The 16,948-nt window shown below is 63.7% G+C and carries 19 protein-coding genes; 4 read left to right on the top strand and 15 right to left on the bottom strand.

What is annotated here, in order from left to right; all coding sequences use genetic code 11:
• The first annotated feature begins 164 nt into the window (after positions 1-164).
• Complete coding sequence (locus AC0L3E_RS08620) at positions 165-614, top strand: lysozyme inhibitor LprI family protein (protein WP_473604613.1); 450 nt, start codon at positions 165-167, stop codon at positions 612-614.
• Here AC0L3E_RS08620 and AC0L3E_RS08615 read toward each other — a convergent pair.
• The 14 genes from AC0L3E_RS08615 to AC0L3E_RS08550 form a co-directional block, all read right to left on the bottom strand.
• Entirely contained in the window at positions 595-1,674 is a 1,080-nt protein-coding gene (locus AC0L3E_RS08615) for a 5-(carboxyamino)imidazole ribonucleotide synthase (RefSeq protein WP_473604612.1), read from the bottom strand. The genes AC0L3E_RS08620 and AC0L3E_RS08615 overlap by 20 nt on opposite strands.
• Positions 1,671-2,168, bottom strand: a complete 498-nt coding sequence (gene purE, locus AC0L3E_RS08610; RefSeq protein ID WP_127296872.1) for a 5-(carboxyamino)imidazole ribonucleotide mutase — start codon at positions 2,166-2,168, stop codon at positions 1,671-1,673. The genes AC0L3E_RS08615 and purE overlap by 4 nt, the downstream gene beginning before the upstream one ends.
• A 102-nt stretch (positions 2,169-2,270) precedes the next feature.
• Positions 2,271-3,164, bottom strand: a complete 894-nt coding sequence (locus tag AC0L3E_RS08605) for a ribokinase (RefSeq protein ID WP_127272233.1) — start codon at positions 3,162-3,164, stop codon at positions 2,271-2,273.
• Positions 3,161-4,036 carry a MurR/RpiR family transcriptional regulator gene (locus tag AC0L3E_RS08600; RefSeq protein ID WP_013529211.1) on the bottom strand — a complete coding sequence of 292 codons (876 nt, stop codon included), beginning with the start codon at positions 4,034-4,036 and terminating at the stop codon, positions 3,161-3,163. The genes AC0L3E_RS08605 and AC0L3E_RS08600 overlap by 4 nt, the downstream gene beginning before the upstream one ends.
• Positions 4,033-5,001 carry an ABC transporter permease gene (locus AC0L3E_RS08595; protein ID WP_127269390.1) on the bottom strand — a complete coding sequence of 323 codons (969 nt, stop codon included), beginning with the start codon at positions 4,999-5,001 and terminating at the stop codon, positions 4,033-4,035. Before AC0L3E_RS08595 ends, AC0L3E_RS08600 begins: the two co-directional genes overlap by 4 nt.
• Before the next feature lie 9 nt (positions 5,002-5,010).
• Positions 5,011-6,525 carry a sugar ABC transporter ATP-binding protein gene (locus AC0L3E_RS08590; protein ID WP_473604611.1) on the bottom strand — a complete coding sequence of 505 codons (1,515 nt, stop codon included), beginning with the start codon at positions 6,523-6,525 and terminating at the stop codon, positions 5,011-5,013.
• A gap of 68 nt (positions 6,526-6,593) precedes the next feature.
• On the bottom strand, positions 6,594-7,646 hold the full coding sequence (locus AC0L3E_RS08585; protein ID WP_128307241.1) for a sugar ABC transporter substrate-binding protein: 1,053 nt from the start codon (positions 7,644-7,646) through the stop codon (positions 6,594-6,596).
• 41 nt (positions 7,647-7,687) lie between these two features.
• The gene (locus AC0L3E_RS08580; RefSeq protein ID WP_473604610.1) at positions 7,688-8,677 is read right to left on the bottom strand and encodes a TIM barrel protein; all 990 of its coding nucleotides are present in this window, start codon (positions 8,675-8,677) and stop codon (positions 7,688-7,690) included.
• A 220-nt stretch (positions 8,678-8,897) separates the two neighbouring features.
• Positions 8,898-10,103, bottom strand: coding sequence for an aminotransferase class V-fold PLP-dependent enzyme (locus AC0L3E_RS08575; RefSeq protein ID WP_473604609.1), 1,206 nt, complete (start codon positions 10,101-10,103; stop codon positions 8,898-8,900).
• A gap of 25 nt (positions 10,104-10,128) precedes the next feature.
• Complete coding sequence (locus AC0L3E_RS08570; protein ID WP_127382404.1) at positions 10,129-10,590, bottom strand: RidA family protein; 462 nt, start codon at positions 10,588-10,590, stop codon at positions 10,129-10,131.
• Between the two features lie 38 nt (positions 10,591-10,628).
• Entirely contained in the window at positions 10,629-11,423 is a 795-nt protein-coding gene (locus tag AC0L3E_RS08565; RefSeq protein ID WP_127272345.1) for an amino acid ABC transporter ATP-binding protein, read from the bottom strand.
• A 2-nt stretch (positions 11,424-11,425) separates the two neighbouring features.
• A complete protein-coding gene (locus AC0L3E_RS08560) occupies positions 11,426-12,076 on the bottom strand; it encodes an amino acid ABC transporter permease (protein ID WP_473604608.1) in 651 nt (216 codons plus the stop codon).
• A gap of 1 nt (position 12,077) precedes the next feature.
• Positions 12,078-12,743 carry an amino acid ABC transporter permease gene (locus AC0L3E_RS08555; protein WP_473604607.1) on the bottom strand — a complete coding sequence of 222 codons (666 nt, stop codon included), beginning with the start codon at positions 12,741-12,743 and terminating at the stop codon, positions 12,078-12,080.
• Between the two features lie 171 nt (positions 12,744-12,914).
• Complete coding sequence (locus tag AC0L3E_RS08550; protein ID WP_127319388.1) at positions 12,915-13,796, bottom strand: transporter substrate-binding domain-containing protein; 882 nt, start codon at positions 13,794-13,796, stop codon at positions 12,915-12,917.
• A gap of 127 nt (positions 13,797-13,923) precedes the next feature.
• Between AC0L3E_RS08550 and AC0L3E_RS08545 the strand changes: the two genes are divergently transcribed.
• Positions 13,924-14,712 carry an IclR family transcriptional regulator gene (locus tag AC0L3E_RS08545; protein WP_473604606.1) on the top strand — a complete coding sequence of 263 codons (789 nt, stop codon included), beginning with the start codon at positions 13,924-13,926 and terminating at the stop codon, positions 14,710-14,712.
• Positions 14,713-14,736: 24 nt separating this feature from the next.
• Here AC0L3E_RS08545 and AC0L3E_RS08540 read toward each other — a convergent pair whose 3' ends face one another.
• Complete coding sequence (locus tag AC0L3E_RS08540; protein ID WP_013529216.1) at positions 14,737-14,940, bottom strand: YdcH family protein; 204 nt, start codon at positions 14,938-14,940, stop codon at positions 14,737-14,739.
• A 239-nt stretch (positions 14,941-15,179) separates the two neighbouring features.
• Between AC0L3E_RS08540 and AC0L3E_RS08535 the strand changes: the two genes are divergently transcribed.
• Together AC0L3E_RS08535 and ispG are read left to right on the top strand one after the other, a co-directional pair.
• A complete protein-coding gene (locus tag AC0L3E_RS08535; protein WP_013529217.1) occupies positions 15,180-15,359 on the top strand; it encodes a YdcH family protein in 180 nt (59 codons plus the stop codon).
• Between the two features lie 334 nt (positions 15,360-15,693).
• Positions 15,694-16,944, top strand: coding sequence for a flavodoxin-dependent (E)-4-hydroxy-3-methylbut-2-enyl-diphosphate synthase (gene ispG, locus AC0L3E_RS08530; protein WP_164748833.1), 1,251 nt, complete (start codon positions 15,694-15,696; stop codon positions 16,942-16,944).
• The last annotated feature ends 4 nt before the right edge of the window (positions 16,945-16,948 follow it).

Raw genomic sequence — 16,948 nt, 5'->3', positions numbered from 1 at the left:
AGGCTCATAAACGAGGAGCCTTGTCCCTGTCAACCGCAAGCGTGCTCCATAGCGGCTGTGAATCGTCCCTGTCATCAATTATCCGCCATGTCGGCCTTCGGCATTGCGCGGCCCTGGGGCCGGCTGGGATGATGCGGTCGCCGTGAAGTGATTTGGAGAGAACCATGCGCCGAATGTTCCTGTCCGCCTGCCTTGTCCTGCTGGCGGCAGCTTCGGTTGCTCGCGCGCAGGAATGCGACCGCAGCGACGATAGCCAGCAGATGATGAACATCTGTGCCGGCGAAGACTATCAGGCGGCCGACACCAAGCTCAACAAGGCCTATCAGGACCTCACCAGCTCGGATGACGCCGGCGGCAAGAGATTGCTGCAGGTGGCGCAGCGCGCCTGGATCAGTTTTCGCGATGCCGAATGCGCGCATTCCACCGCCGCCAGTCAAGGCGGCTCGATCCATTCGATGGAAGTCTCGCAATGCCTGACCAGATTGACCAATGATCGCGTCAAGCAGCTCGCTGCCGCGGCCAATTGCGAGGAAGGCGATGTGGGTTGCGCCAAATCCAGGCGAGGACGAGAGCGACGATTTGCAGTAGGCAACCCTATGAGGCGCGACGGCTGACCCTTGTGAAATGACCCATCTTGCGGCCGGGACGCGCCTCGGCCTTGCCGTAGAGATGCAGCATCAGGTCGGGCTCGGCGAGCAGCGCCGGGACACGCAGCACATCGTCGCCGATCAGGTTCTCCATCACGCAGTCGGAATGGCGGTCCGGGCTTCCGAGCGGCAGGCCGGCGACGGCGCGGATGTGCTGCTCGAACTGCGAAACGATGCAGGCGGCTTCCGTCCAGTGGCCGGAATTGTGGACACGCGGCGCGATCTCGTTGGCCAGCAGCGAGCCATCGGCCAGCACGAAGAACTCGACGCCGATGACGCCGACATAGTTCAGCGCCGCAAGAATCCTCGATGCCGCCATTCGTGCGGCTTGCGCTGTCTCGGGCATAATGGCGGCCGGCAAGGTCGATGTGTGGAGAATGCCGTTGCGGTGAACATTCTCGGCCGGATCGTAGGCGACGACCGCGCCGTCCAGCCCACGCGCCGCGATCACCGATATCTCGCGCTCGAACGGCACGAAGGACTCCAGGATCAGCGGCACATTGCCCATCGCCTCGCAGGTGCCGGCAAAACCGCCGGTTTCCATGTTGCGGAAGACGCGCTGGCCCTTGCCGTCATAGCCCATCCGGCGCGTCTTCAATATGCCGCTGCCGTCAAACGCTTTCAGCGCCGCCGTCAGCTCGTCATCGGTGTCGACGGCGTGGAAATCCGCGGTGGCAATGCCGATGCCATTGAGGAATGTTTTTTCGCCCACCCGGTCCTGCGCCACTTCCAGCGCACGCGCCGGCGGATAGACCGGAACCTTGGCGGCCAGCGCACTGGCGGCTGCAACCGGCACGTTCTCGAACTCGTAGGTGACGACGGAACTCGAGCCTGCCAGTTCGGCAAGGGCGGCCGGGTCGTCATAGGCGGCTGTTATCTGCCGGTTGGCGACCTGTGCCGCGGGGCAATCCGCTTGCGGCTCCAGCACCACGGTGCGGTAGCCGAGGCGGGCGGCGGCAACAGCCAGCATGCGGCCGAGTTGGCCGCCGCCAATGATGCCGATGGTCGATCCGGTGGGCAGGCTCACGGCGTATCCGTCGGTTCGGTCGCGACCTTGGCGGTCTGCGCGGCGCGCCAGGCATCCAGACGGACGGCAAGGCTGTCATCGTTCAGCGCCAGCACGGCAGCGGCCAGAAGGGCTGCGTTGGCGGCGCCGGCCTTGCCGATGGCCAGCGTGCCCACGGGAATGCCGGCCGGCATCTGGACAATGGACAGCAGCGAATCCTGCCCGGAAAGCGCTTTCGATTCCACCGGCACACCGAACACCGGCAGCGGCGTCATCGCCGCCGTCATGCCGGGCAGGTGCGCCGCACCGCCGGCGCCGGCGATGATCACCTGGTAACCGGCCGCCTTGGCGCCCTTGGCGAAATCATAGAGCCGGTCTGGGGTGCGATGCGCGGAGATGATCAGCCGCTTGTGCGGGATGCCGAGTGCTTCCAGCGTTTCGGCCGCATGGCGCATCGTCGCCCAGTCGGACTGGCTGCCCATGATGATGGCGACGTCGGCGCGTTGATCGTCCAAGTCCGTGTTCCCCGGCGACAAAGGCGCGCCTTAGCGGAATTCGCGCGAGGCCGCAAGGATAGGCGGCGGCCGCGGCGGTCTGGCAAGACGGAAACCAGCCGGTCAGATGCCGTCGCGCTCGGCCTCTGGCGTCGAGACCAGCAAGGCCGAAGCCGCGTTGGCGGCGGTGATGGCCGCCCGCATGGTCTGCCCACGGGCAAGTCCCGCCGCCAGCGCGCCAACGAATTCATCGCCGGCGCCATGCGTGCTGGCGACCTTGACGGGGATGGCGGACAGAGCAAACGCCTCACCGCTCCGATCGCAACAGGCGACGCCCTCGCCGCCCGCCGTGACAATCGCCACCGGATAAAGATCGGCCAGCAGCCGTGCGGCTTGGGCGGCCCCGTCCAGCGTCTCGAACACTGCTGTGCCAGCCAGGAATTCAGCCTCGATGGCGTTGACCACCAATATGTCGACCAGCGCGATCAACTCGTCGGAGAGTTCGCGCGCGGGGGCCGCGTTGAGCACGACGCGGCCGCCCCGTGCTTTGACGGCGCGTGCGGCGGCAATGTTGCCGGCTTCCGGCACTTCGTTCTGCAACAAAAGCACTGCCGTTTGGACCATCACATCGGAAGCAGAGGCAATGTCGGCATGGCCCAGTGTCAGATTGCTGCCCGAGACGATCACCGCGCCATAGTCGCCGCCCGCGTCGAAGATCGCCACGCTCATGCCGGAGCCGGCGCCAGCGGCCACCCGCACGAAGCGGTGGTCGACCACTGCGCGATTGAGATTGGCCAGCAACGCCCGCCCGAAATCATCGTCGCCGACGGCGCCGATCATCGCCGCGCGCACGCCGGCCCGCGCCGCCGAGACAGCCTGATTGCCGCCCTTGCCGCCGCATTTCGGGTGCCAGGCATGGCCGGTCACCGTCTCGCCCTTGCGCGGGCGGTCGGGCGCGTCGACCATGATGTCGTAGTGCAAGCTGCCGAACACGGTGACCAGCGGCGATGTCGTCATGAGCCCCGGTCTTTTCGTTTCGATGTCACCGCGGACATGGTGCGGCCGAGATTGCGCTCCGCCGCCTGATAATCGCGCTGTGCCACCGCCACGAACAGCGCGTCGAGGATGTTGAGCTGGGCAATGCGCGCCGCTGCGTTCTCGCCCATCAGCGGCGAGCCTTGCGCGGTCGAGCACAGCACGATGTCGGCGACCGCAGCCAGCGGCGAGTTGTCGTAGTTGGTGATGGCCAGCGTGCGGGCACCGTTCTTGCGGGCCAGCTGGATGGCGTCGATGACGGCCGACGTGTTGCCCGAATGCGAGAAGCCGACGGCGATGTCGTCGCCGCCGAGCAACGAGGCCGACATCAGCATCATATGCGAATCGTCATAGACGGATGCGCGGATGCCGATGCGCAGAAACTTGTGCGAGACATCGCGGGCGATCTGCGCCGAGCCGCCGACGCCATAAAAATCCCGGTTCTTGGCACGGAAGAGCAGCTCGGCGGCGCGGTCGAAATCCTCGATGTCGAGGATCGCCAGCGTCTCCTCCAGCGCCTGGATGGAGGTGCGAAACACTTTTTGCACGATCTCGGCCGAACTGTCGTCGGATGACAGTTCCTGGTGCATCTCGGCGGTCGGCAGGCGACTGTATTCATAGACGGCGGTGCGGAAGTCGCGATAGCCGGAAAAGCCGAGCTTCTTGGCGATTTTGACCACCATCGCCTCGGACACGCCGGACTCTTCGGCGATCTGTTTCAGCGGAATGCTCTCGTCGAAACCGCGCCGGCCGAAGACGGTTTCCACCACCTTCGCCTCCAACGGGGTGAGATGCGGCATCATCATGCGGATGCGCGGTCCTACCGCTTTCAGGTCCAGCCCGCTCAAGGTCATCCACGCCCCCTCGTCACGCGATCGATAAGCATCGCGGCGAGGATTATAAGACCAGTTGCCAGAAGCTGATAGAAGGACTGGACGTTCATCAGCGTCAAACCGTTGCGCATAGCGCCGAGGATGACGGCGCCCAGGATGGTGCCGACGATGCTGCCCTTGCCGCCCATCAGCGAGGCGCCGCCGATGGCGGCAGCCGCGATAGCGTCGAGTTCCCAGAGATTGCCGAGGATGGGCTCGGCGGCGCCGAGCCGGCCGACCAGGATCTGCGCGGCAAGCGCCGCCAGCAGGCCCGAGATCATGTAGGCGGCGATCTTGGTGCGGGCAATCGGCACGCCGGCGATGTAGGCCGCCTCCTCGTTGCCGCCGACGGCAAGCAGATATTCGCCGAAGGGCGTCTTCTTCAAAACGACCCAGGCGACGACAGCCACGCAGGCGACGATGATGACCGCCAGAGGCAGTCCAAACAGCGATCCGTTGAAGATGGCGCGAAAGCTTGGCGGAAGGCCGAGCACCGGATTGCCGCCGGTGTAGATCAGCGCCAGCGCCCGATAGGTGCTGAGCGTTCCCAACGTGACGATGAAGGGCTGCAGCCCGACATAGGCGACGAGCACGCCGTTGACGAGGCCGCAGGCAAGGCCAATGGCGAAGCCGGCGGCGATGGCCAACGGAAACGGCACGCCGGCGACCATCATAGAGGCCGAGATGACGGCCGAGAGTGCCGCCGTCGGCCCGACCGACAGGTCGATGCCACCGGAGATGATGACCAGCGTCATGCCCAGCGCCAAACAGGCATTGATGCTCGACTGCTGCAGGATGTTGATCAGGTTGCGCTCGGCGAAGAAGCCGGGCACCAGCGTGCCGAATACTGCCAGGATCACGACAAGGCCGATCAGCGTGCCGGCGTCGCGCATGGAAACGCCGCGCAGGAATTCGGCGCGTGGTCGCACCAGAGTGGTATCCGACATATCCGTCACCTACTGCCTTGCCTGTTGCGCGGCCGGCGTTTGCGTTTGTGGGATGGCGTGCGCCGCGATCGCCTGTTCGCTGATATCGTCTCTGTGGAGTTCGGCCGCGATCGTGCCGTCGCGCATGACCAGCACGCGGTCGGCAAGCCGGATCACTTCGGGGAGTTCGGAGGAGACGACGATCACGGCATGGCCCTCGGCGGCGAGTTCCTCGATCAGATGATAGATCTCCGCCTTGGCGCCGACATCGATGCCGCGTGTCGGTTCGTCGAACAAGAGGATGCGCGTTCCCGCGGCCAGCCAGCGGCCGATGATCGCCTTCTGCTGGTTGCCGCCGCTGAACAGGCGGATCGGCCGGTCGAGCAGGAACGGGCGCAGATTGACGCGGCTCATCCTGTCGACCGCCACCTGTTTCAGCCTGGTGTGATCGATGACGCCGCGCGGCGCGAATACGTTCATCGAGGCCAGCGCCATGTTGCTGGTGATCGAGCGCAGCGGCACGATGCCTTCGCGCTTGCGCTCCTCCGGCACTAGGCCGATGCCGGCGGCAATCGCATCGCGCGGGCTGGCGAAGCGCGCCGCCTTGCCGTCGATCGCAATCGTCCCGGTCGTGGCGCGATCGGCGCCGGCCAGGAGTCGCAAAAGTTCAGTTCGGCCGGAACCGACCAGGCCGGCAATCCCCAGCACCTCGCCGCGATGCAGATCGAACGACACGTTGCGCACCTTCGTCGCCGAGGAGAGGCCACGCGCGCTCAGCATGACCTTGTTCGTGGCATGGGAATTATGGTGTTCCTGCGCCAGTTCGCGGCCGACCATCATCGCCACGACCGCTTTCTCCGACAGGTATTTCAGATCGACGGAATCGACGACGACGCCGTCGCGCATGATGGTGGCGCGCCGGCAGATGCCGAACACCTCGTCCAGCTTGTGCGAGACATAGACGACGGCGACGCCATCGCGCGCCAAACCTGTAATGACTTGCGCGAGCCGTTCGAATTCGCTCGGCGTCAGGCTCGATGTCGGCTCGTCCATGGCGACGATGCGGGCGCGATCGAGCAATGCCCTGGCAATCTCGACAATCTGCCGCTGCGCCACCTTCAGAGTGCCGAGCGGGGCGGCTGGATCGATGGAGGGGTCGATGGCTGCAAGAGCCTCGGCGGCGCGGCGCTCCTGCTCTCTGCTGGCGACGAAGATGCCGCCGCGCGTCAGCGGATGGCCGAGGAACATGTTCTGGGCAACGCTGAGGCGCGGCACCTGCTGCAATTCCTGATGGATCATGGCGACGCCCGCAGCGCGCGCGGCAACCGGGTTGGCGAGCGTTACCGGCTTGCCGTCAATGAGGACGCTTCCCGCTGTCGGCCTGTAGACGCCAGACAGGATGCGCAGCAGCGTCGACTTGCCGGCGCCGTTTTCGCCGAGCAGGCCGTGGATTTCACCGGCCGCGACCGAGAACGAAACGCCGTCAAGCGCCCGTACGGCCGGAAACAGCTTGGAAATGCCCTGGAATTGCAGCCGGGGTGACATCGAGTTCTATCTCCGGGCCATGGTGCCGGTCAGAAGCGAATTGCCCTGACCGGCACTGTTGGTTGGCCTTACTGGCCCGCAGCCGCGTCCTCGAGCAGCGCCTTGCGCGCGCCGGCGCCGGAATAGCGGTCGGCATTGTCCTTGGTGATCAGCGCCTGTGGCGTGGCGACGACGCGCGGCAGCTTCTGTCCCGCGACGAGACGCAGAGCTGTTTCCAACGCCACTTCGCCGGTCAGAACGGGGAAACTGTCGACCGTGCCGGTCAGTTCGCCGGCCCGTATGGAGGCATAGGCATCGGAAATGCCGTCGGTGCCGAAGACCGCAACCTTGTCCTGCAGGCCGGCGGCCTTGACAGCCTCGACGATGCCGAGCGCCATGCCGTCATTGTTGGCATAGAAGCCGATCAGGTCGGGATGCTGCTGCAGGATGTTGGTGGCCGCGTCATAGGAGGTCTGGCGGTCCCAGTTGCCGGGAACGCTGGCGACAACCTCGAACTTGCCTCCCTCGGTGATGGTCGACTTGAAGCCATCGGTGCGCTGCACGGCGGCATAGACGCCAGCCTGGCCTTCGACGATGGCGACCTTGCCGCCATTCGGACGATTCTTGACGAACCATTTGGCGACGCGCACGCCATTGTCGCGTTGGACATTGCCGACATAATGCTCGGCCTGCGGGATGACGGCGTCATTGACATTGACCACCGGCACGTTGGCGGCCTTGGCCTGCTCCATGATCGGCTGCAGATTGGCATCCGTCTGCGGCGAGACGAGCAGCACGTTGTAGCCCTGCGTCACCAGGCCTTCGGCGATGGTGAGCTGGCCGAGCTGGTCGCCCTCGCTCTGCGCTGCCTGATAGACGACGGGAACGCCGACCTTGGCGCCGAATGCCGTGTAGCCCTCGCCCAGCGAGCGCCAGTATTCATTGGTCAGCGTCTTGGAGACCGCGCCTGCCTTGGTGCCTTCGGGCAGCTTGGGGAACGCGCCGAACTTGGCCTCGACCTGCGACCAGTCGATGCGGTCCTTTTCCGTGTCGGAATTGAGCGGCGCGAGGTCGGCGGCAAAGGCAGAGCCGATCGAGAGCGCCATCAGTGCGGCGGTAGCGGTGGCAAGCAGAAGTTTCATTGTATTCCTCCCTGGTTGAAAACGGCGATGGCGCGGATGCCTCAGCTATCCGGCCCGAGCATGATTTCCTGGATGATGGCCTGCGACGTCACCGCGTCCTGGCTGTCCATGGCGGCGGACAGGCGATTGTCCTGCTCCAGCCGGTCGACGACGCGCAGCATGCGCTTGACGGTGGCGATGTTGACTTCGCACTCGCGCACCGGATCGAGCCCGGTCATATCGGGGAACGTGTCGAAATAGATGGCGCCGGCGTAGCCGTCGCGGCGAATCTGCCTGAGCAGCTCGATGGTCTGCAGCGTGTGCACCGCGCCGACCATCAGGCCGTCGTCGCGCTTGGCGTAGCCGTCGTTCAGATGCACGCCGAGCAGCTTGCTGTGACGCGCCACCAGGGCCGCGGCAAAGGCCGGCTGTTCGTCGGCGTAGAGCACATGAGCGAAATCGAGCGTGACGCCGATATTGGGCAGGCCGACATCGCGGATCGCCAGCAAGGTCGTCGCCGCATCCGGCATAAGGCTGTAGGAGCGGGGTTCGTTCGGTTTGTATTCAAGGCTGATCTGACAGTCGGGATCATGTGCCGCAACTTCACGAATCCCATCAATTTCGTGTTGCCAAAGCGTCGAATAGTCGGCTTGGAAGGCGTAGTCGAAGCCATCCTGGCCGAGCCACAGCGTCATCAGGCTGGCGCCTGCCTCACGCACGGCATCGATGCCGGCCTTGGTCAGGTCGATGGCCTCGCGGCGCACCGCCGGATCCGGATTGGTGAAAGCGCCGAGCTTGAAGGCGGGGTTGGAGTAGTAGCGCATGGCAAAGCCATTGATGGAGAGCCCAAGATCGCCCAGTTTCAGGGCGATTTCCGTGGGCTTTTCACCGACGTGGTCAGGAAAGTTGAGATCAAGATCGGTAAGCTCCTCGACCTTGGCGGCGCGCGCCGCCATCTGCAGCAGCGACGGCTTGCCGGTAAGATCGGGCCACTCGGCCTGCGGTCGCGAGGCAAAGGAATTCAGGCGCGTGGCGAAACGAGTGGCTGTCATGATCGATCCTTCAATCGTCATGACTTCACATAAATAAAGATATTTGTAAAGTTTGTTTTGGGAGGCTACGAAGCGGCCACCAAGCTGGACCCGCCAAGGCGCGCAAAAGGGAGCCGGCAGTTTCCCGGCCGGTGCCTTGGAGAGCCCGTCAGGCCAATAGGCGCATGATGGCGCGTGCTGGTTACGGCCGGCGCATTTCAGGTAGCGATTCGCCGGGTGTTCAATCTGGCCAGCGTAAGACGCCGGACGAATCCTTGCGGGCGAGTTTCATCGCATCGGCCGGGCGGTCCTTGGCGGTCAATACGGCGTGCAACCGTTCGGCGACGATCTCAGCCTCGCCGGGATGGAGGTTGCAGGGATCGAGGAAGAAATGGCCGCGCTCCACCTCATGGTTGCGCACGATGATCGGCGGCGAGCCCGTCGCCAATGCCGAGGTGAGGCCGGCCGCCGTGAACCGGCTTTCGGGCAGTACAAATATCTGAAGCCGATCGAGAGGGTTGGCGGTCGGATCGGGAATGATCTGCGCGACAATGCCCGGCAGGCCCTGCAACGTCTCCTTCCACAGGTTGAGCGCGGCGTCTTCGCGGCGGCGGATGCCGGCATGGTCGCGCTTTTCCCAGGCTTCCAGTGCGGCCATGGTGCCGGCGATGCTCTCCTTGCCGACCTTCATGGCGCGGGCGACGCCGCGGTTCTGGAGATAGGCGGTGCGAACCAGATCCTTGCGCCCGGTGACGATGCCGCTGGTCGGCCCACTCAGGAATTTGTGTCCGCTGTAGATGACAATGTCGGCGCCGCGCGCGAGGAAGCCGCGCAGATCATACTCTGAAGCCGCATCCACGATCACAGGGACGCCCCTGGCGTGGCAGATCTCGCAGAATTCCTCCAGGGACAGCATGCCATACTGCACGGTGTGGTGCGCAACGACGTAGAGGCCCGCCGCCGTGCGGTCGTTGATCGCGTCGCGCACATGATAGTCCTGCGTCACGCTGACCGTGCCGGCCGGCACGACCCTGGCGCCCGCCAGCCGGACCGACTGGTCGATCGGCGCACCATAGTTGACGATGTGCCCGAGCTGGACGATGACCTCCGACTTGAGGCCTTCCGTGTTATCAGGCAGCCGCTCGATGGCGAGCAGATTGGTCCCCGTCATCGCACCGGCGATCGCCATGGTGATGCCGCTGGCGCAGCAGGCAGTGATGAAACCGGCCTCGCCGCCGGTCAGGCGCGCGACGATCGTGCTTGCGGCACGTTGCAGGTCATCCATTTCCACCCATTGCGAGGCCATTTCCGCCATGGCGCTGATCGCTTCGGGGACGATGATCGACGCGCCGAGCGCGGTCATCGTGCCGGAGACATTGATGATCGGGCGAAGGCCGAGCCGTTCGCGGATGGTGGTGTTGGAGCCGTCGGTGGAAGTGGTTTTCATCTCTCGGATTCCATTCTTCTAAAGGTCAGGCGGCGATCTCGACAACCGCCTCGATTTCAACGGTGATGTTTCCAGGCAAGGAGCCGACGCCGATCGCCGAGCGGGCATGGCCGCCGATATTGTCGAACACATCGGCAAACAGGTCGGAACAGCCATTGACCACTTTCGGGTGGTCGCTGAAGGTCGGTATGGCGTTGACGAAGCCGAGCAGCTTGACGACGCGCACGATCCGGCCAAGGTCGCCAGTGGCTGCGTGCATGACGGCAAGCAGATTGAGGCCGGTGAGGCGGGCATGGCCATAAGCCTGCTCGACGGTGACATCCTCCCCCACCTTGCCGGTAAACAGCGTGCCGTCGGTGCGCAGCGGACCTTGGCCGGACAGGAAGATCAGCCGGCCGCTTTCGGCATGGGTGACGAAGTTGGCGATCGGTGTCGGCGGCTCGGGCAGCGTCAGGCCCAACGCGGCGAGCCGGATATAAGGCGTCATGAAAGAAGGCTCCTTGCGACAGCGTTCGCTGTCCCGTTCTAGAAATGCGAGGCGCGGAAGCGTGCCAGGAAGGTGCGCAGGCGCTCATTGTCGGTGTCCGCCGCCAGGATTTCGGCGGGTGGGCCCGCCGCGCTGACGCCGCCATCGGCCATGAAGATGATGCGGCTCGAGGCATCTCGGGCAAAGGCCATTTCGTGCGTGACCATGACCATCGTCATGCCGTCCTCGGCCAGGCTGCGCACGACCTCGAGCACCTCGCCGACCAGTTCCGGGTCGAGCGCGGAGGTTATCTCGTCGAGAAGCAGGATCTTCGGCCCCATGGCCACGGCGCGGGCAATGCCGACGCGCTGCTGCTGGCCGCCGGACAGTTCGGCGGGCAGGCTGTCGGCCTTGTGGGCGAGGCCGACCCGGCCGAGCCAGTGTTCGGCGATGGTGCGCGCTTCGGCGTTGCTCTTGCCGCGCACCTTGGTGAGGCCAAGCATGATGTTGCCGGCGGCTGTCAAGTGCGGAAAGAGGTTGAAGCTCTGGAACACCATGCCGGTCTCGGCGCGCATCGCGGCGAGATCGCGTTCGCTGCGACGCTGGCGGGTTCCGGCTTCGCGAAAGCCGACCTCCTTGCCGTCGATGCGGATCGAACCACTGTCATAGCTTTCGAGAAAGTTGACGCAACGCAGCAGCGTGGTTTTGCCGCTGCCGGAGGGGCCGATGACCGTCACCACCTCCCCCTTCGCCACCTGCAGGCTGACCGAACGCAGGACCTGGACGGTCCCAAAGGCTTTGGAAACGTCCTGGACGTCGAGAAGGGCCGGGGTGTTTTTCGGACTTGTGGACATTGCTATTCCCGGATGAAGGAGAAACGCCGCTCGAGCCGCCGGCTGGCGAGCGAAAGGGCATAGTTGACCGCGAAGTAGATGAGTGCGCCGAGAATATAGAGCGGCATGGCCTCATAGGTGCGGCCGATGACCTGGTTGATGGCCTGCATCAGGTCGGTGATGCCGAGCAGCGATACCAGCGCGCTGCCCTTGACCGCATCGGTGACGCCGTTGATCCAGGGCGGCAGGAAGCGCCTGAACGCCTGTGGGAAGATGACGTAGGCGAGTCGCTGTCGAAAGGTCAGCCCGATCGCCATCGCCGCCTCGGACTGCCCTTTCGGAATGGAGCCGACAGCGCCTCTGAAATATTCTACGACCTGGGCTGTCTTGAACAGGGTCAGCGCCAGCACGGCGGCCCAGAACGACAGCAGATGAAGCCCGACGGCCGGCAGTCCGTAATAGACAAAGAAGATGAGCACCAGGATCGGTATGCCGCGAATGGTGTCGCTGAAGATGCGCACGGCCCATTGCAACGGCACCGGGCCATAGACGAGACCGACGCCCATGATCACGCCGGCAATCAGCGAAAATACCACGACCAGCAGGGATACCCACAGTGTCAGCGCAAAGCCCTGGGCGAGGAAAGGCAAGGCATAGGCGATTTGGGTCAGCATATCAGCGCGCCGCCCTGAACCGGCGCTCGACAAGCCGAAGCGCAAAAAGCAAGATGTAGCCGGTCACCAGATACATCGCGGTGACCACGAGATAGACCTCGACGATGCGGAAGGTGTTGAAGTTGATCCACTGGGCGCCATAGGTCAGCTCGGGCACCGAAATGACCGACGCGACGGAGGTGTCCTTGAACAGCGATATGAAGGTGTTGGACAATGCCGGCAAGGTGATGCGCAGCATGGTCGGCAGGCGCACGTTGAGCAGCCTTTGCCAGGGCGTCAGGCCGATTGCCTTGCCGGCGTCCAGCTGTCCGCGCGGAACGGCTTCGAGCCCGGAGCGAAACACCTCGACCAGATAGGCGCCGCTATAGAGCGACAGCGTGACGACGAACGAGGTCGGCGCGGTGTAGGCGATATCGACCACTGTCGGCAAGCCGTAGAAGACGAGGTAGACGAGCAGGATCAGCGGCACGTTGCGGATGAATTCGACGTAGGCGGCGATGATGGTGCGCACGATGCGTCCGGCAGACACATACCAGACCGCCAGAACCAAGCCGATGACGATGCCGATGGCGATCGATATGACGGCGAGTTCGAGACTGAGCAGCAGTCCGCCCCACAGCTTGTCGAAGTGCCGCCAGATCAGGTTGAAATTAAGGGCATAGCCCATGCGTCCGCCTCAGTGCCGCAGGCTTAGAGCGGTTCACCGTTTCACGGAAACGGCGACCCGCTCTAACTCTTTGTTTTGACGCAATTCCGGACGAAAACTGTTTCACACTTTTCCTGGAATTGCTCTAGGGAGGCGGAAGGGCGCTGGATACGCCCTTCCGCCCGATGCAGGTCAGATGGCTGGGAAGCCGGGATGGCGCGCCGGCGGCTCCTGTCCGAAATAGTCCTTGAAGGCGGCATCGTAGAGTGCGTTTTCGTGGCCGAACATGGCGATGGTGAAGGTCGCGTTGACGAAGGTCAGCCAGTCAAGGTCGCCTTGCCGGAGTGCCGCGCCATAAAGCATGCTCAGCCAGCTCTTGCCGGCGTCGAAATATCTGTCTGGATTGCGCGAGGCGAGCCAGCGCACCGTGGACAGATCGACGGCAGCGGCGTCGACGCGTTTCGATTCCAGTGCCTGCAGCACGTTGGCCTGGGTATCGATCTGCATAACCTGGCACTCGGGCAGCACCGAATGCACCTGCGCCTCGGCATCGACATTCTGCAGGATGGAGACACGTGTCGCCGAGCCGCCGGCAAGCAGCTTGTCGAAGGTCTTGTTCTCGGCGGTCGGAAGGCTCAGCAGGGCGACGCCCTCGACATAGTAAGGCCGGGAAAAATTGACCAGCTGCGAGCGCTGGGCGCTCATCGTCATGAACTGAATGGTGATGTCGACCTTGTTGGTGGTGACGTTGGGGATGCGCTGTGCCGGATCCTGCATCACGAACTCGACCTTGGTCGGATCGTCGAAAAGGCCCTTGGCAAGAATGCGCCCCATGGTGATGTCCATGCCGACGAGTTCGCCGGCATCGTTCTCGAAGTGCCACGGCGCGTTGGTGCTGCCGGTGCCGACGATCAGCTTGCCGCGATCGAGCACGGTGCGCAGCAGGCTGTCGGGTGCTGCCTGAGCAGCGGCCTTCTGGGCATCGACGGTTACCGCCGCACCCACGACGCCGGCCGTGGCCAGTCCCGCCATTCCCAATTTCAGAAAATCACGTCTTCCGGATGTGTCGTTCACGGCGACCTCCTTTCGTTTGTGTTCCCCTTGCACAGGCAATACACGCGTCAGTGACGTCGAAGCGATTGTCTCTTACAAGAGACGTGTGTATCCTGTACAGGACAGATACTAACACCGGGAATCAACAATGCAAGATGGCAATGCCTCGGCACTTTCAGCCGGCGAGAAGATTTCGGGCTCCCGTGAAAAGGGGCTCAACCGGGTGCTGGAGATTCTGGAGTTTCTTCACACGACCCAGCGCGCGATCGGCATTGGCGACCTTGCCAAGGGCGTGAACGCGCCCCGTTCGACGACCTATACGCTGGTGCGGTCGCTGGTCGATGCGGGACTGCTGGAAATGGAAGGCGACGGCAATCGCGTCTATTTCGGCAAGAAGCTCTATCTCTACGGAATGGACTATGTGCGGGGCAACGACCTGTTGAGGCGGGGGCGCCAGGAGGTCGACAATCTGTCGCGCGAGACCGGCGAGACTTCCGAACTGTGCATGCTGCAGAGCGGCCGCTATACGATCGTCCATGCGAGTCCCGGCACCAGGCCGTTCCGCATCAGTTCCGCCACCGGCTTGCAGATACCGCTGCCCTGGACGGCCTCGGGGCGGCTGCTTCTGGCGGGGCTGGAGAAGGCTGAGATCGAAGGCATGGTGTCGGACGACGATCTCGTGCTGCCCGACGGGCGCAAACTGCGGCTCGACGATTTCGTCGCCGACATCGCAAAAGCGCAGGTCACCGGCTATTGCGTCACTTCGGGCCTTGTCGATGCCTATACGAAGTGCCTTGCCGCGCCGGTGTTTTCAGCGCCGGGCAAGGTCGAGGCGACGATGTGCCTGGTGGTCCCCATCGATACGTCCGAGGAGCGGACCGGCGAACTTATCGGCCTGCTGCGTGGTCGTGCCGCGAGGCTTTCGATCGCAGCCTAGGCATGCGAACGAGCGAATGCCAGTTCATGCAATAATGTCGGGAATGATCTTGTCTTCCAGCGCCATCAGCCGATCCTTGAGGAACAGCTTCTTCTTCTTCATGCGCTGGATCTGCAGCGGATCGCAGGCCATGGCGATCATCGCGTTGATGGCGGCATCGAAATCGGCGTGTTCCTGCTTCAGGCGGGAAAATTCGAGGCGAATATCGGCCTGTTCCTGATCGGACATTCTCTACCGTCTGCACGTCTGCGGCGCCCAAAACTGGGCCTGATTGGGCGGGACCGGGTGTTTTGTCACCGGCGTGCAGCCCATATCACATTTCAAGGTGTCGTGGAATGCTACCACGGATCATTCGACATCGCCCGCGGAAGGTGACACACTGTCACCGTGCCGTCACAGAAGCGAACCTGCGGTGGACGCGCCGTGACGGTTGCAATCGAGGAAAACCATGAAAGGGAGAACCAATCATGTCTCTTGCATCCCATCTTGATGAGTTGCAGCGGAAACACGGCGACATCGAACGTGAAATCGATGACGCGATGAATCATCCATCGGTCGACGACCTCGAAATCGTGAATCTCAAGCGACGCAAGCTGGCACTCAAGGACGAGATTGAAAAACTAAGAGGCAAACCGACCACGCATTGACGCCCTCCTGACATAGCCGCCCAATATCCGCGGCCTCTTTTCCCGGCGGCACCCCGCCGCCGGCGTGGAGGGTTTTGATTTTCCAGCACCGGTCTGTCAGCCGAAGCTGGACTTGCACCCGGCTCAATCTCCGCTTCGGCCGTCGCCCGTTTCGCCAGATCATCGATTGTTTCTGGTCGCCGGCGGCGGGCGATTCCGGCCAGTGGCGACCTGTCGCCATTGACAAGCCATCTTTGCTCCTCCACCTCATGCCCGGACCTCAGCGCATCGGCCCGGGGCGTCGTTGTGCGTCCATGCAGGACACAAGATGCTCCAGAGACAAAAGGCTGCCGGCATGACCGGATATTTTTCCTCTCCTTTCCCCCGCCGCACGTCGGTCGGCGTCGATGTCGGCGGCGTGGTCGTCGGCGGCGGCGCGCCCGTTATCGTCCAATCGATGACCAACACCGATACGGCCGATATCGACCAGACGGTTGCGCAGGTCGCAGCGCTGCACCGGGCCGGCTCGGAGATCGTGCGCATCACCGTCGATCGCGACGAGAGCGCCGCCGCCGTGCCGCGCATTCATGAGCGGCTTCAGCGGCTTGGTATCAACGTGCCGCTGGTCGGCGATTTCCACTATATCGGCCACAAGCTTTTGGCCGATCATCCGGCCTGCGCCGAGGCGCTGGCCAAATACCGCATCAATCCGGGCAATGTCGGCTTCAAGGACAAGAAGGACCGCCAGTTCGCCGATATCGTCGAGATGGCGATCAGGCATGACAAGCCGGTGCGCATCGGTGTCAACTGGGGCTCGCTCGACCAGGAGCTTTTGACCCGGCTGATGGACGACAACCAGGACAAGGGTTTTCCGCTGACCGCGCAGGAGGTGATGCGCGAGGCGATCGTGCAGTCGGCGATCCTGTCGGCCGAGATGGCGGAAGAGATCGGCCTTGGCCGCGAGAAAATCATCCTGTCGGCCAAGGTCAGCGGCGTGCAGGACCTGATCGCCGTCTATACCGAGCTCGCCACCCGCTCCAATCATGCGCTGCATCTCGGCCTGACCGAAGCCGGCATGGGCTCGAAGGGCATCGTCGCTTCGTCGGCCGCCATGGGCATCCTGCTCCAGCAAGGCATCGGCGACACCATCCGCATCTCGCTGACACCGGAGCCGAACGGCGACCGCACGCGCGAGGTGCAGGTGTCGCAGGAATTGCTGCAAACCATGGGGTTCAGGCAGTTCGTGCCGATTGTTGCCGCTTGCCCCGGCTGCGGCCGCACCACCTCCACCGTGTTCCAGGAACTCGCCCAGAACATCCAGGCCGATCTCAGGAAGAACATGCCCGTGTGGCGCGACAAATACCCCGGCGTCGAGAACCTCAAGGTCGCGGTGATGGGTTGCATCGTCAACGGCCCTGGCGAGTCCAAGCATGCCGACATCGGCATTTCGCTGCCCGGCACGGGCGAAATGCCGACGGCGCCTGTCTTCGTCGACGGCAAAAAGGCGGCGACGCTGCGCGGGCCGTCGATCGCCGCGGATTTCGAGAAAATGGTCGCCGACTATATCGAGCAACGGTTCGGTCGCGGCAAGGCCGCGGCCGAGTAGAACC

It is taken from the genome of Mesorhizobium sp. WSM4822, assembly GCF_055811155.1.
This window is presented reverse-complemented; position numbering and strand designations above follow the sequence as displayed.

Bases quoted from the DNA above. Each gene is read 5' to 3' on its own strand.
- AC0L3E_RS08620 (WP_473604613.1), top strand. From the start codon at position 165: ATGCGCCGAATGTTCCTGTCCGCCTGCCTTGTCCTGCTGGCGGCAGCT.
- AC0L3E_RS08605 (WP_127272233.1), bottom strand. From the start codon at position 3,164: ATGACGACATCGCCGCTGGTCACCGTGTTCGGCAGCTTGCACTACGAC.
- AC0L3E_RS08600 (WP_013529211.1), bottom strand. From the start codon at position 4,036: ATGACCTTGAGCGGGCTGGACCTGAAAGCGGTAGGACCGCGCATCCGC.
- AC0L3E_RS08595 (WP_127269390.1), bottom strand. From the start codon at position 5,001: ATGTCGGATACCACTCTGGTGCGACCACGCGCCGAATTCCTGCGCGGC.
- AC0L3E_RS08590 (WP_473604611.1), bottom strand. From the start codon at position 6,525: ATGTCACCCCGGCTGCAATTCCAGGGCATTTCCAAGCTGTTTCCGGCC.
- AC0L3E_RS08585 (WP_128307241.1), bottom strand. From the start codon at position 7,646: ATGAAACTTCTGCTTGCCACCGCTACCGCCGCACTGATGGCGCTCTCG.
- AC0L3E_RS08580 (WP_473604610.1), bottom strand. From the start codon at position 8,677: ATGACAGCCACTCGTTTCGCCACGCGCCTGAATTCCTTTGCCTCGCGA.
- AC0L3E_RS08575 (WP_473604609.1), bottom strand. From the start codon at position 10,103: ATGAAAACCACTTCCACCGACGGCTCCAACACCACCATCCGCGAACGG.
- AC0L3E_RS08570 (WP_127382404.1), bottom strand. From the start codon at position 10,590: ATGACGCCTTATATCCGGCTCGCCGCGTTGGGCCTGACGCTGCCCGAG.
- AC0L3E_RS08565 (WP_127272345.1), bottom strand. From the start codon at position 11,423: ATGTCCACAAGTCCGAAAAACACCCCGGCCCTTCTCGACGTCCAGGAC.
- AC0L3E_RS08560 (WP_473604608.1), bottom strand. From the start codon at position 12,076: ATGCTGACCCAAATCGCCTATGCCTTGCCTTTCCTCGCCCAGGGCTTT.
- AC0L3E_RS08555 (WP_473604607.1), bottom strand. From the start codon at position 12,743: ATGGGCTATGCCCTTAATTTCAACCTGATCTGGCGGCACTTCGACAAG.
- AC0L3E_RS08545 (WP_473604606.1), top strand. From the start codon at position 13,924: ATGCAAGATGGCAATGCCTCGGCACTTTCAGCCGGCGAGAAGATTTCG.
- AC0L3E_RS08540 (WP_013529216.1), bottom strand. From the start codon at position 14,940: ATGTCCGATCAGGAACAGGCCGATATTCGCCTCGAATTTTCCCGCCTG.
- AC0L3E_RS08535 (WP_013529217.1), top strand. From the start codon at position 15,180: ATGTCTCTTGCATCCCATCTTGATGAGTTGCAGCGGAAACACGGCGAC.
- ispG (WP_164748833.1), top strand. From the start codon at position 15,694: ATGACCGGATATTTTTCCTCTCCTTTCCCCCGCCGCACGTCGGTCGGC.